Raw genomic sequence first — 12,353 nt, forward strand, 5'->3', positions numbered from 1 at the left:
ATTTTCCTAGCACCTAGCACCTAGCACCTAGCACCTAGCACCTAGCACCTAGATATCATTCACCTTGCATTGTACATCCGGTAGCGGCTCGGTGGCTTTGCTATCGAGATGACGTACAAAGCATAGGTTGTTTTTTATCAGTAATTCAAAACGGTCTGGCATGTTTAGCTGTTTACCCATAATAGGGTTGCCAAGCTCGTCGGTTTTAGTGACGTTATCAACGACCATCAAGCTGCGCTTCATAAACACATCATTAGCTACTGCAATCTTCTCTGAGCGCATTAGGCGAGCAATTCCTTGAGCAATCAGTTCCCCTTGAGGCTCTGTTAGTAATGCATGCTGTAATTTTGGTGTTGGTTCACTGCTTTGCACAGAGCAGCCGCTGATCAAGAGCGCGGTTAGTATTGATAATGAACATTCTTTTAGCATAACAATTCTGCCTTGAGTTTAATGCTAACGCTTAATGCGAAGGCAGTATTTTATTTTGCTCAGCAAGAGATCCAGCCCGTGTATCTGATACTGCAGGGGTATCGCCAAAGCGTGCAGGTGCAAAACCTTGCTTACTGGCTATTGAACTGGCTGCTGGACAACTACCATTATCACGATAACCCAACGCGGCTTTTAGTACCGCTTCTTCAGGATCGCCTAACTGGTGGCTAAAGTCATCAGCAACGGCGCAACCGGCTATGCGTACTGGTAAGCGGGCATTGTCAGTGGTGTTTTGCGGCGCAAAACCATCTGAATATTCACCAAAACCTTTATTGTTTTCGCCAGTAAATTGAATGCTAAAGTAAGTCGTATCGCAGTTATCTGTGGCGTAAAATCCATAAGGTTTGCCGCAAGTACCAGCGCCAATTTGAATAACTTCAATATCAGCGCCGCGTAAGCCATTTATTATCGCTTCGCTGGCAGAGCAAGTGCTACTAGTGGTTAATAAATAAACGCGTTTTAAGTTAAGGCTTGGTAATGGTGTACCTGGTATTAATGCCGGGTTCTCGGCAAAGCCAACAAATTCATCGGTGAACATCACAGGCTCCAAACGTTGCCCAGTAACAGGGTTAAAGGTTGGGTGTTGATCGTTAAAAATGGTTTTTTCGAAAACTTTACCGTTGGTGTTCGCGGGGCCTGCGATCATATAAGCAACTTGACTGGCCATTTGTAAAAAACCACCGCCATTATAACGAATATCAATAATCAGATCAGTGACATTACTTGCTTTGAGATTATTAAAGGCATCATAAAGCGGTTTTTCAGCAATTGCATTGTGGCTATTAAATTGAAAGTAACCAACAGTGCCATCAGCTAAAGTCTTCACGTTTGTGACTGGCCTAGAAGTAATCGTTTGTGAGTTTAAAATAACTTCGCGGGTTCCATCGGTATTAATATCTTTGAATACGAAGGTAGTGCTTTTACCGGTTTGAGTTGGATATAAACCCGCGTTGAGGATATCGACCTCTGCTTGCGTGCTGGCATTGATAAAATCAACACCATCGATTTCTAAAATCTCAAAGCCGCGGGCAATATTTTGCGCACTTGCAGGTGAGTTGGGCTCTGTATAGCTGATCACACCTTGACGTGGTGCTGTAGAGCTGATTAATTTAACTTTAAAACCATAACCAAAAGTCACTCCTGATTGGCTTTGGGCTTCCCATTGTGCAGTTGGCAGGCTAGAGTGAAAGTTGTCTTTGTTTGCGCCTGACTCGGTAATTTGCTCGGTTTTTAGTAATTTAAAATATTCATTTACAGCAGGGGTCAGCGCTGGATCACGATCGATAATTTCGTCATACCAAAGGTAGGTTTCATTGCTCCATGAGCGCAGCCAGTGCTTTTCGTTTAATGCTTGGCATTGTTGATAAAAATTACTTGAGGGTTGAAATACACCTTTTGTCCAATTGATACTGTTACCAGTGTCGCCATCACCATTGCTGTTATTGTTGTTGTCGGTCATTGTACTACCGCCACCACAGCCAGAAAGAAGCGCTAGAAAAGAAACATTGAAAAGCCCAATAGTGAGCTTTTGAATAGAGGAAACAGCCATAGTGATGATCTATTTTTTATACAATATAAACCCAATATAGCGGTTTTTAATTAAACTTGGTAGCAGTGCTGCGCATTTTTGTAGCTAAGTTGTTGCCATAAACTATGAGTATTACACAGCTCAAAATGGTTTGACCAACGCTGTTGATAACTCGCGTTGATTTGACACACAGGGAAATTACTAGCAAACATAACGCGGTGCTGACCAAAGTGTTGCAGAATAAAGTTAAAACACTGCTGTTGCTGAGTTTGCAGCTGTGCGGTGAGTAGCTCAAAGCCTGAAAATTTAATCCAACAGTTAGGTAGTTGCGCTAATTGGCTGATCCCCTGCTGCCAAATTGACAGATTATTGGGTAAGCCCGCATGGTTTATTATTAATTGTAAATGCGGAAGTTGTTGGCAGTAGTTGATTAGCTGTTGGGTAATTGTAAGCTTTTCAACTTCAAATTGAGCTTCAAATATCAGCTGCTTACTGGCTAATAGCGCTAAGTTATCATGGCATGTAGCATCGCTTAAACGCATGGCATCAGCGCCTTCGGTGATATCTCTAATGCCCACTAAGCTTGGGTGTGATAAAGCGGTAATTGCATTATTAAAATCGTCGGGATGACTGTTAATATTGGCAAAGCTGATAGCTTTATAATTGTGGCCACTTAAGTGCTCAGCTAGCCAGTGCAGTTCATTGATGGGGTGCTGGTTATCAAAGCCTGCTTCAATGTGTACTAGGCCAGCAATTTCAAACTGACTTATATGCTGTAATTGGTTAACACTTATGGGCGCTTTAATCGTATCTAAATTTGGCCAAGGCACAGGATTGTTACCTTGTAGCCAATCATATTGCCCTTGGACTAAATTAAAAAAGTGTACGTGGGGGTCAATAATACGTTCACTCATTGCGCGGTGTAACCACCGTCAATGGTTTGCAAACTGCCGGTAATAAAGCTGGCATCATCACTGGCTAAAAACGTAACTAATGCTGCGACTTCATCAGCTTGGCCTAATCGTCCGAGTGGCTGTAATGCGCCTTCTTCGGCAACTATAGTGGCTTTATCGGCGCCACTACGAGCACAATATGCGTCGATAGCATTATGAAAAAGCGGTGTTTCTATGGTGCCTGGGCACACTGCATTGGTGCGAATATTAAACTGGGCATAATCCAATGCGGTGGTTTTTGCCATTGAGGCTAACGCATGTTTGGTCAGGTTATACGCAAACGAGTTGTTTTTAGCTATGATGGCTTGATCTGAGGCAATTAAAATAATCACCCCATTTTGTTGCGCTTTCATGCTTGGTAACACGCTTTGAATTGCCGCGTAGGCACCTTTTACATTAAGTGCAAACAAGCTATCGAAGGTTGCTTCGTCAGTGTCTTCAATTGTCGCGCTTAGATGACGGCCGGCATTCGATACCAACACATCTATACATTTGCCATTACTGGCAATCTTTGCAATAACCTTTTTTACTGCGCTAACATTACTCACATCGCAGTGGTGCCAAGTGCCTAAATCTGCAGGTTCTAGATCAAGGTTATGTACTTGGTAACCATTATTTAGAAAACGCTTAACAACAGCACGACCTATACCTTTACTGCCGCCTGTAACGATAGCAACCTTTGACATGGAATTTCCTTAGTGGTTGTGACCACAACCGCCTTCGCTATGGACATGGCCGTGTGATACTTCTTCGCTGGTTGCTTCACGTACGCTAAGTACTTGTACATCAAACGTTAGAGTTTTGCCTGCAAATGGGTGGTTTAAATCACAATCAGCATTGAAACGACCTACTTTCACGATCGTTACTTGATGACGGCCTTGATTAGAGCTAACCATTGCTGTCATGCCTGGCTTCCATGCTTTAGTGTCACCTTGAAGGTGTTTAAGAGGAATGCGTTGAATAAGATCATCAACACGTTCACCGTAAGATTCACTCGGTGTAAGTGTCACGCTGAAGCTATCGCCAGCAGCCTTGCCTTCAAGAGCTGTTTCAAGACCAGGAAGCATACCTTCCAAACCATGAATATAGGTTAGCGGCTCACTGCCAGTACTTGTTTCTAGTTGCTCGCCCGCTTCACTTAATGTGTAGTGAAATTCAACTGCCGAGTTTTTGCTAATTTGCATGCCGATCTCTTTAATTTAACTGTAATGAAAAGCTAATTTTACGCTAAATAAGCCGGATTATAAACTACTGGTTCGGTTAGTGTGGTTGCTTTAAGGTTCTTGCAAGCTCTGAAAGTAAACCTTCGTCATGCAATTGTGACACGGCCTTTGTTGCTTGCGGCAAATGTAGCACCAGCTGCGTGCCAGGCGTTAAAATACTCGAGGCACTAAGTTTATTCCACCGGGCTAAATCACTATGCGGCACATCATAAAGTTGGCTGATTCCCCAGATAGTATCACCAGGCTTTACCTGGTATTGGATTGCGATAGTGGGGATCGCTATTTCAGTTTGTTCAAGGTAAGGACTGATTTTATAATTGATAGTTAACGAGTCTGGCATGGTGCGAGGTTGGCCAACCATCAATGCTTCACCAATACCGATTAAATTAGAGGTTTTGTTATTCATCGCTTTTAGTTTGTTAACTGATAATCCAAAACGACGGGCAATCGAGTACAAAGTATCATTTTTTTTCACTGTATATTCGCCAGTGAAATTATTTTTAAAGAACTGGCTGCTTAATAAGCTTTGCTGTTGCAGTGGTAGTAATAAAGTATGAGGGCCATTAGGTGAGCTTTGGTTTTTTAAATAGCCAGGATTGAGTTTGTGTAGTTGGCTGCGACCAATACCAGATAAATTGGCGATCACCGAAAAATCAAATTGCTGGCCAACGTTAAGCTCAGTTGTAAGGGCTTTGTTGGCAAGTTTAGGGCGGTATAATCCGCGCTGAGGGTTTTGTATTAAGTAGCTTAATGCCATTAGCTTTGGCACGTATTCAGAGGTTTCTTTGGGTAATTTCAACGACCAGTAATCAGTGCTTTTGCCGCGCTTTTTATTTTCTGCGATGGCGCGCTTTACACGTCCTTCGCCACTATTATAAGCCGCTAATGCATGTAGCCAGTCGCCATCAAAGCGCTTATGTAAATACTCTAAATAGGCCAAAGCGGCATCTGTTGAAGCGAGAACATCTTTGCGCCCGTCATACCATTGATCTGATTTTATGCCGAAGTGATGAGCCGTCGCACCGACTAATTGCCATACCCCAACAGCTTGTTCTGAGGAGCTAATAGTCGGGCGAAAGTCACTTTCTACAAAAGGCAATAAAGCTAATTCCATGGGTAACTTACGTTGCTCTATTTTACTAACAATATGATAAAGATAAGGCGCAGCCCGGGCACTGACAATCTGTAAGTATTTTGGTTGCTTGGTATACCAGATAATCCGTTTATTTAGTGCTTTGTTGAGGTAAATTTGAATGGTTAAGTTGTCGGCTATATGTCGCCATAAATCTTTATTGCGAGTGTGCGCTTGAGGTGATGTAGCGGCTTGTTGCGCTGGAGCTGTTAATGTTATTTTTTGTTTTTTATGCTTGGTATCTGTGGGCTGTGCTGAGCTATTTGATGACGGTTTAACGTGATTAAAAATAACCGGAGCTTGCACAGTATCACTTGGCGCTGAATATGGCTCAGTTGTTTGGCAACCGGATAGTAAAATTAAAGTCACAAACAGGGCTAAGAGGTAACTGCGCATAAACATCACTAAATTAATATCCTTTTAAAAGTCTAGCACATCCACGTGCGAGCGCTATTTTGACTGTTTAACTCGTTTAAGTCCAGCCTCTAGAAACAGCGGGTAAGCTTTTCGTGCTATCTCATCAACTTGGTAGTCTTTCGCAAACTGCTGATTAAAGCTTTGCTGTAATTGCACTAAATCTTGCTCTGGATAGTTTGTTACATGCTGTTGTATCGCGTGCAAAAAGTTTAATGGTTGCTGTAAATCGTCTCGTTTTAGTACGCTTCCGTGGCCAGGCAGGATTATCTTGATGCGCTGATCTGAGTGAAGTTGTGTGAGTATTTGCAACCAGTTATTAAAATTACCATGGCCGGGATAAGGTAGCCAATCAACCACATCAGCACCGACTAAAATGCGATGATTTTCGGCGCTGAGAGTTAAATCACCATTAGTATGGGCTTGGTGTGCGTTAATCGTGACTGGGTAGTTGCCAAGTTCAATGGTTAAGCTATCAACAACGTAAGTTTGTGGTGGTTGTAGTTGATACTGGCGCCATCGTAATAATCGCTGCTTAGCTAAGTTGAGTTTGTTTTGCCAGTGCTGTTGTTGCGCTTCGGGCTGCTGGGCTAAACGCTGTAAACTCAATTCGATACTTTTTTCATAACTATCAAGTTTATTAGTATAGGTTTGTTGGAGTTGACTAAATTCAGTAGCAAGCTGTTGATGGACAATTAATTGAGCATCGGGGAAATGATGCTGCAAAATAGCCATGCCCAGTAAATGGTCGTCGTGGAAGTGACTAGCAACTAAGTAACACAAGGGGGTTTTTAAGGTGCTTTTTAGTTGCTTAACGGTTGCTTCAACAGCGGCAAAGTCGCCACTGGCATCAAACATTAGCGCGCATTTATCACCTTCAATGAGCACTTGGTTTGAGTCATAAAAGCGTAGGGCTCGTTGCTGCTCTAAAAATTGTACGTTAGGGGAGATTGTTTGCCACTGTGTTGCTGCAACAGCAGAGCGGGGTGCAACAAGACTAAAGCTTAGCAATAAAAGTGCAGTTAACTGAGTGGGGATATAAAAAGGGTGAGTCATAACAGTATTGCCAAAATAGAGAAAATAAAATAGGCAAGTTAGCTGATTTTGTTTTTAATTGATACTGGAATCCACGAGATAATAAAAAAAGCGCGAGTGCGCTTTTTTTTATTCGGCTGACGATTGCCCTAAGTAAGCACTGAGCTTATCGATGAGTTGATCCTGCTGCTGTTGGGTAACGCTTTGCTGTGTTTTTGCTTCGAGTAACTCATGGCTAATATTCAAGGCTGCCATTAATAAGGCTTTTTGATCATTGCGCACTGTTGAGCGCTGCTTCATTTGATCAACCAAATCATTTAAGTATTTGGCTGATGCAATGAGTGCATCCTCTTGCCCAGCTGGGCAAGCAAATTGCTGCTCTTTACCAAGCAACTCAACTGTGACTCGCTGGTTTTGCAGCTCAGACATTAGTTAGCCTGTTGGGCGCTTTGTAGCTTCTCAAGTAAACCCGTTAAAGTTGTGCTGGTGTCTTTTTGTTTTTCTTCACTTTCAAGTACTTCAAGTTGAAGAATTTCATTTTCATCGATTAGCTTACTATTTTTATCTTTAAGCTCGCTAACCTGAGTTTGTAGCTGTGAATTTTGGCTAATTAATTGGTCGATCAATTGTTCTAGTTGAGAAAGGGTATCGTTATTCATAAAGGCGCTCATAAAACTGTGATTATTGTCATGCAAATGTAAAGCAAAGTTGCTTTATATGCCAGCATTTACGTGTGTTTTGGCTGATTTTTATTTAATGTTAATAAGCTGTTCAGGCTAGCGACTAATTTGTTCATAAGTGGTTCACTTAATGGCCAGCAATTTATGACCCTTGGCGTTTTATGTTGTAGAATATAACTAACTTCAATGAGTTTATTTAAGCGAAATTATATTATGCTCAGTTACAGACACTCATTTCATGCTGGAAACCCAGCCGATGTCGTTAAACATTTGGTATTAGCTCAGGTATTAAGTTACCAGACGCTCAAAGATAAGCCATTGGACTATATCGATACTCACTCAGGAGCTGGCTTTTTTGAATTAGCCAGTGCTGATGCACAAAAAACGCAAGAATACCTAAATGGCATTGCTAAGCTTTATCAACATCGCAGTGAGCATCAGGAACTAAATGATTATATTGATTTAATTAAATCATTTAATGACACAGAACAATTAGCTTTTTATCCGGGCTCGCCGAAAATTGCTGAGCATTTCTTGCGTCGCCAAGACAAAGGTTGGTTTTTTGAGCTACATCCGCGAGATTTGGCATTACTACAAGAAAACATGAGCGGTAAGCGCTCAATTCGTGTCCGCGGCGAGGATGGCTTTACGGGTCTAGTGGGGTTATTACCCCCCGCTTCGCGCAGAGCATGTGTACTCATTGATCCACCTTATGAAATTAAAGACGATTACGACACTGTGGTAAAAACATTAACGAAGGCTTATCAACGCTTTGCTACTGGTACTTACATGATTTGGTATCCGGTGGTCGACAGAGAAAGAATTGAGCGTATGGAAGAGGGATTGATTGCTTCAGGTATGCGTAATATTCAGTTATTTGAATTAGCGACTGAAGCCGATACTGACGTGCATGGCATGACTGCATCGGGGATGATAGTAATTAATCCACCGTGGAAGTTAAAACAAACTATGGATAAGGTATTACCTGAACTAGTTACCTTATTAAGCGATTCATCAGGCTTTTATCGCAGCGAGCAATTAGTTGCCGAATAAACATTGAAACGCCCAGTTCACTGGGCGTTTAATTACAGAGAGTGATTAGAGTTAATTAAAATACACGGCTTTAAAGGTTGCCAGTACTTTACCTTGCTTATCTTTTAAGGTGAGTGATTCACCATTAATATTCCACGTCGCAGTATTTTCTAGTACGCCAGACATTGCAGTTTCTTGTTCCATACCTTGAGAGCACATTTTTCTAGTACTAGCTTGCGGGCTGAATGTCAGTGCTTGTTGATCTACTTGATAACTACCAGCAAAATTATTGCAGCCTAAAAAGCCATGGCTTTTGTTATCTTTACTAAATTGAATAAAGGGTTCTTTTGTTTCAACAGTGACTTGCACGCCATTTATAGTAACAGCTTTAAAATACGTATTTACTAAATCGACATTGGGCTTTTGCGGCGCAACTTTAGACACGACTACTTCATAAGGTGCTTGTTGTGATTGCTCAAATGGATTGTTATGTGTAGTACTAACGTACAATAACTGATCTTGATTAGTGATACGTGCAATTACGCTATAGCGATGACGTTGATCCATTTTGCTCGCGTCGTAGCTAAGCTCTACCGTATAAGGTGGTGCGCCATTGATATCAATAGTTTGTTGACTAATTATTTCTGCTTCAGTATCCATCTTTGACACATCAGCTAAAGTCACTGTGAGTTGTGATCCCGGACCTAACATGCTGCGATCAAGGTAGCTAACTTGAGTTGTTAAAGTGGCCATGGCTGCATCTTCAGTGGTTTGTTTCGTTTGTGGATCAGGTAGGCTCTTGCACCCGTTAAGTACCATTGCACTGCTGGCCAATAAACTAATGCTGGCAATCGATTTTAAAACTGTATAAGGTTTGTTCGATAGCATGGTTTATTCCTTGAAATAAATGAATCGGTTGATTTTTAATCTATGGGTAGTTTACAGCGCGATTACTTAATCATAGCTTAATTATTCTAAGTTGTTATTTAATAACAAAAAAGGCGCATAAATGCACCTTTTTGTAGGCACAGAGATATTTACTTCTTCACAAACTTGGTCAAAATAACAATGCGCTGACCGTCCACACGTCCTTCAATATGTTCAGGGTTGCTGGTTAAGCCGATATTACGCACAGCAGTACCACGTTTAGCCGTTAAGCTACTGCCCTTAACATCTAAATCTTTAATAAGTGTGACTGTATCGCCGGCTTGCAGTACCACGCCGTTGCTATCAACATGTTTAATATCATCATTTTCAGCAAGTACTTTTTTAGCCCATGCTAACGTATCTTCTTCAAGATAGATCATGTCTAGCGCATCTTGTGCCCAGCCATTATCAGCAGCTAAACGGGTTAGCATACGGTACGCCACCACTTGTACCGCAGGTGTTTGGCTCCACATGCTATCGTTTAAACAATGCCAATGAGTAGGGGTAATATCAGTGGTGCCTTCAACTTGGTCTTTACACGTTTGGCAAGTATAAATACATTTATCTGAATGAGCTTCAGTGACAGGTGGCACTTCGTATACAGAAAGATTTTCAGTTGCAGTACATAGCTCACATTGGTTATTACTGCGTTCAACTAAGGCTTGTTCAATGCTCATATCAAGGCTCTTTTGGGGGTTAACAGAAAAGTAAGCCCTTATTATACTCAATCATCAGTCAAATTAGAACTTATCCATTATTTTAGTGTGGGTATAGTGAAAACTTTGACTTTACAGATGGTTTGCAGACATTCAATAAAAGGAGCATTATTACTTACAAGTTTAGGCAAGGCGCAAAAACCTTACTATACTGAGTACATAAAATAACAACAATTTAGCTGGCAAGAGTCACTATAGTTATTAGCAGGAAATAATATGCTTAATACGCAGATAACCGCCGAGGTGCCAAAACTTGTTACACAATACATTGCCAGGCAGCCTATTTTTGATGCTGAAACAGGCATTTATGCATACGAATTACTGTATCGAGATTCGATAAATAACGCATTCCCTATTGGCACAACAGATGGTCAGGCTACTGGGCGGCTGTTTTTTAACGCTTTAATGCTTATTGGTATAAATAAACTTACTGCGAACCAACGCGCTTTTATAAACCTTTCTTCAGATGCCCTACTAGATGATTTCCCTAAATTATTGCAACCCGATAGCGCAGTAATAGAAATTGTTGAACGAGCCGACAACATTGATAAAGTGACCAATCGAGTTACGGCTCTAAAAAAAGAGGGTTATACTTTTGCTCTCGATGATTATGATGGAGATGAAAAATGGGAGCCATTATTACATTTAGTTGATTATATAAAGCTTGAAGTTGAAGAGCCCATCATTAAAACCAATATGCTGTTAAAAAAGCTTAAACGCCGTTTTCCTGATGTAAAAATCATAGTTGAACGAATTGAAACGCACGAACAATTTATGCTGCTAAAAAGTGCCGGCTGCGATTACTTTCAAGGCTTCTTTTTCGCGCGTCCAGAAATGCTCAGCTACCATAATGTTGAGCCATCTAAATTTGCTGTTTTTGATTTGCTGCGCTGTACGTCGCGCCCAGATCTCGATTTTGATGAAGTCCACCAGCGGGTAGCTAAAGACGTCGGTTTAACTGCTCGTATTCTTAAATTAGTGAATGCACGCTCTGGTAACCAAAATTTAGTGATCACCTCTATTTCACAAGCGGTTATTTATTTAGGTGAAGATGCAATTCGTCAATTTGTAAGAGTGTTGGCCCTTAGTGAACTAGGGGTTGATAAACCTAGTGAACTAACTAAGTTGGGGTTAACTCGTGCGCATTTCATGCAGTTAATGCTAGAGCCTGGCGGTAAGGAAATGTCTCAGCGTGGTTACTTAGTTGGCTTGATGTCAGTGCTCGATGCTATTTTAAATATGGAACTGGATGTTATCGCAAAAGAGTTTTGTTTAGGCGATGATTTATCGAGTGCACTGCTTAACTTTAACGGTATGTTAGGTGCTACTTTGCAGTTAGCTCGCGCGGTAGAGGAAGATAATTGGCCATTAGCAGTTAAATTGTTAGAAACCATTCGGCCAGCTTCTCCCATCGATGTTATTTATAATGCCATGCTCGTAGCACGGCAATACGGCGATGAGGTTTTAGCCTCAATTATTGAAGATACTTAATACCTTGAGTATGATGCGCCATTATCAATATACTTTAAAAGACGACTATGCGTTTATTACTGCCGATCACGACTATTTTAATTGCTCTGGCGTTGTTATTACCTGGCGTTACTCAGCCTGTGCTAACCCTTGAGGGGAAAATTGATAAATCAAAGCTCGCCAAAACAGGCATTGCTATGATTGCTGATGAAGGTGACCGTCATACCCGCAATATGTTAATGATGGCGTCGAGCATGTTGGGCCTTGATAAACTCGAAGGTGAAATTAGTGCTTATAAAAAAACACGGAGCATTTGGGGCACGGTTAACGAACTTGCCAATAATAAAAATTACCTAGTCGCAGCATTGGTAGCATTGTTTTCAATTGTGGTGCCAGCTTTAAAACTGTTGATGCAATTAGTTTATTGTTTAATACCGATGAACAAATTAAAGCATATACTCGGTCAAGTTATACAAGGCTTGAGTAAATGGAGCATGGTAGATGTTTTTGTCATTGCTTTGATTGTGGCTTACCTTGCTGGTAACGCCGATGGCCAGATGGGGGAATTGATCAACATGCATGCTGAATTTGGTGCAGGTTTTTGGTACTTTACCGGTTATTGCTTATTTGCCATCGCCGCCAGCAGCTTAATTAAAGTTACGCCAAAAAATAGTTAAACGTTTGTGTTAACTAAATAGTTATCATAAACTTCGCTAGAACCTAGAACCTAGAACCTAGAACCTAGAACCTAGAA

General features: G+C 41.3%; 14 protein-coding genes. 3 read left to right on the forward strand and 11 right to left on the reverse strand.

Going from position 1 to position 12,353, the window contains the following annotated elements; translation table 11 throughout:
• Positions 1-48: 48 nt before the first annotated feature.
• From H5154_RS21655 to zapB, 9 genes are all read right to left on the reverse strand, one after another.
• The gene (locus H5154_RS21655) at positions 49-429 is read right to left on the reverse strand and encodes a hypothetical protein (RefSeq protein WP_149980504.1); all 381 of its coding nucleotides are present in this window, start codon (positions 427-429) and stop codon (positions 49-51) included.
• A 31-nt stretch (positions 430-460) separates the two neighbouring features.
• Positions 461-2,038 carry a S41 family peptidase gene (locus H5154_RS21660; protein WP_182719580.1) on the reverse strand — a complete coding sequence of 526 codons (1,578 nt, stop codon included), beginning with the start codon at positions 2,036-2,038 and terminating at the stop codon, positions 461-463.
• Positions 2,039-2,088: 50 nt separating this feature from the next.
• Positions 2,089-2,931 (reverse strand): amidohydrolase, encoded by an 843-nt coding sequence (locus H5154_RS21665; protein WP_182719581.1) that lies wholly within the window; start codon positions 2,929-2,931, stop codon positions 2,089-2,091.
• Entirely contained in the window at positions 2,928-3,656 is a 729-nt protein-coding gene (locus H5154_RS21670) for an SDR family NAD(P)-dependent oxidoreductase (RefSeq protein WP_149980507.1), read from the reverse strand. The genes H5154_RS21665 and H5154_RS21670 overlap by 4 nt, the downstream gene beginning before the upstream one ends.
• Before the next feature lie 9 nt (positions 3,657-3,665).
• Positions 3,666-4,154, reverse strand: coding sequence for a peptidylprolyl isomerase (locus tag H5154_RS21675; protein ID WP_149980508.1), 489 nt, complete (start codon positions 4,152-4,154; stop codon positions 3,666-3,668).
• 76 nt (positions 4,155-4,230) lie between these two features.
• A complete protein-coding gene (locus H5154_RS21680) occupies positions 4,231-5,721 on the reverse strand; it encodes a LysM peptidoglycan-binding domain-containing protein (RefSeq protein WP_182719582.1) in 1,491 nt (496 codons plus the stop codon).
• Positions 5,722-5,775: 54 nt separating this feature from the next.
• Complete coding sequence (locus H5154_RS21685; protein ID WP_149980510.1) at positions 5,776-6,795, reverse strand: MBL fold metallo-hydrolase; 1,020 nt, start codon at positions 6,793-6,795, stop codon at positions 5,776-5,778.
• Between the two features lie 108 nt (positions 6,796-6,903).
• A complete protein-coding gene (locus H5154_RS21690) occupies positions 6,904-7,203 on the reverse strand; it encodes a cell division protein ZapA (RefSeq protein ID WP_149980511.1) in 300 nt (99 codons plus the stop codon).
• Complete coding sequence (gene zapB / locus H5154_RS21695; protein ID WP_145238165.1) at positions 7,203-7,433, reverse strand: cell division protein ZapB; 231 nt, start codon at positions 7,431-7,433, stop codon at positions 7,203-7,205. The genes H5154_RS21690 and zapB overlap by 1 nt, the downstream gene beginning before the upstream one ends.
• Positions 7,434-7,667: 234 nt before the next feature.
• Between zapB and H5154_RS21700 the strand changes: the two genes are divergently transcribed.
• On the forward strand, positions 7,668-8,507 hold the full coding sequence (locus tag H5154_RS21700) for a 23S rRNA (adenine(2030)-N(6))-methyltransferase RlmJ (RefSeq protein WP_149980512.1): 840 nt from the start codon (positions 7,668-7,670) through the stop codon (positions 8,505-8,507).
• Positions 8,508-8,558: 51 nt separating this feature from the next.
• Here the strand turns inward: H5154_RS21700 and H5154_RS21705 are convergent, their stop codons facing one another.
• On the reverse strand, positions 8,559-9,374 hold the full coding sequence (locus H5154_RS21705) for an META domain-containing protein (RefSeq protein WP_182719583.1): 816 nt from the start codon (positions 9,372-9,374) through the stop codon (positions 8,559-8,561).
• 149 nt (positions 9,375-9,523) lie between these two features.
• Positions 9,524-10,090 (reverse strand): alkylphosphonate utilization protein, encoded by a 567-nt coding sequence (locus H5154_RS21710; protein WP_145238171.1) that lies wholly within the window; start codon positions 10,088-10,090, stop codon positions 9,524-9,526.
• 255 nt (positions 10,091-10,345) lie between these two features.
• Between H5154_RS21710 and H5154_RS21715 the strand changes: the two genes are divergently transcribed.
• Together H5154_RS21715 and H5154_RS21720 are read left to right on the forward strand one after the other, a co-directional pair.
• The gene (locus H5154_RS21715; protein WP_182719584.1) at positions 10,346-11,620 is read left to right on the forward strand and encodes an EAL and HDOD domain-containing protein; all 1,275 of its coding nucleotides are present in this window, start codon (positions 10,346-10,348) and stop codon (positions 11,618-11,620) included.
• Positions 11,621-11,667: 47 nt separating this feature from the next.
• A complete protein-coding gene (locus tag H5154_RS21720; RefSeq protein WP_182719585.1) occupies positions 11,668-12,276 on the forward strand; it encodes a paraquat-inducible protein A in 609 nt (202 codons plus the stop codon).
• The last annotated feature ends 77 nt before the right edge of the window (positions 12,277-12,353 follow it).

The organism is Pseudoalteromonas sp. SR44-5, from assembly GCF_014163675.1.
GTDB classification, from domain to species: domain Bacteria; phylum Pseudomonadota; class Gammaproteobacteria; order Enterobacterales; family Alteromonadaceae; genus Pseudoalteromonas; species Pseudoalteromonas rhizosphaerae.

What these genes read in the sequence shown, in the direction of transcription:
- H5154_RS21690 (WP_149980511.1), bottom strand. Translation starts at nt 7,203, where the DNA reads ATGTCTGAGCTGCAAAACCAGCGAGTCACAGTTGAGTTGCTTGGTAAA.
- H5154_RS21660 (WP_182719580.1), bottom strand. Translation starts at nt 2,038, where the DNA reads ATGGCTGTTTCCTCTATTCAAAAGCTCACTATTGGGCTTTTCAATGTT.
- H5154_RS21705 (WP_182719583.1), bottom strand. Translation starts at nt 9,374, where the DNA reads ATGCTATCGAACAAACCTTATACAGTTTTAAAATCGATTGCCAGCATT.
- H5154_RS21710 (WP_145238171.1), bottom strand. Translation starts at nt 10,090, where the DNA reads ATGAGCATTGAACAAGCCTTAGTTGAACGCAGTAATAACCAATGTGAG.
- H5154_RS21685 (WP_149980510.1), bottom strand. Translation starts at nt 6,795, where the DNA reads ATGACTCACCCTTTTTATATCCCCACTCAGTTAACTGCACTTTTATTG.
- H5154_RS21655 (WP_149980504.1), bottom strand. Translation starts at nt 429, where the DNA reads ATGCTAAAAGAATGTTCATTATCAATACTAACCGCGCTCTTGATCAGC.
- H5154_RS21680 (WP_182719582.1), bottom strand. Translation starts at nt 5,721, where the DNA reads ATGCGCAGTTACCTCTTAGCCCTGTTTGTGACTTTAATTTTACTATCC.
- H5154_RS21700 (WP_149980512.1), top strand. Translation starts at nt 7,668, where the DNA reads ATGCTCAGTTACAGACACTCATTTCATGCTGGAAACCCAGCCGATGTC.
- H5154_RS21720 (WP_182719585.1), top strand. Translation starts at nt 11,668, where the DNA reads ATGCGTTTATTACTGCCGATCACGACTATTTTAATTGCTCTGGCGTTG.
- H5154_RS21715 (WP_182719584.1), top strand. Translation starts at nt 10,346, where the DNA reads ATGCTTAATACGCAGATAACCGCCGAGGTGCCAAAACTTGTTACACAA.
- H5154_RS21675 (WP_149980508.1), bottom strand. Translation starts at nt 4,154, where the DNA reads ATGCAAATTAGCAAAAACTCGGCAGTTGAATTTCACTACACATTAAGT.
- zapB (WP_145238165.1), bottom strand. Translation starts at nt 7,433, where the DNA reads ATGAATAACGATACCCTTTCTCAACTAGAACAATTGATCGACCAATTA.
- H5154_RS21665 (WP_182719581.1), bottom strand. Translation starts at nt 2,931, where the DNA reads ATGAGTGAACGTATTATTGACCCCCACGTACACTTTTTTAATTTAGTC.
- H5154_RS21670 (WP_149980507.1), bottom strand. Translation starts at nt 3,656, where the DNA reads ATGTCAAAGGTTGCTATCGTTACAGGCGGCAGTAAAGGTATAGGTCGT.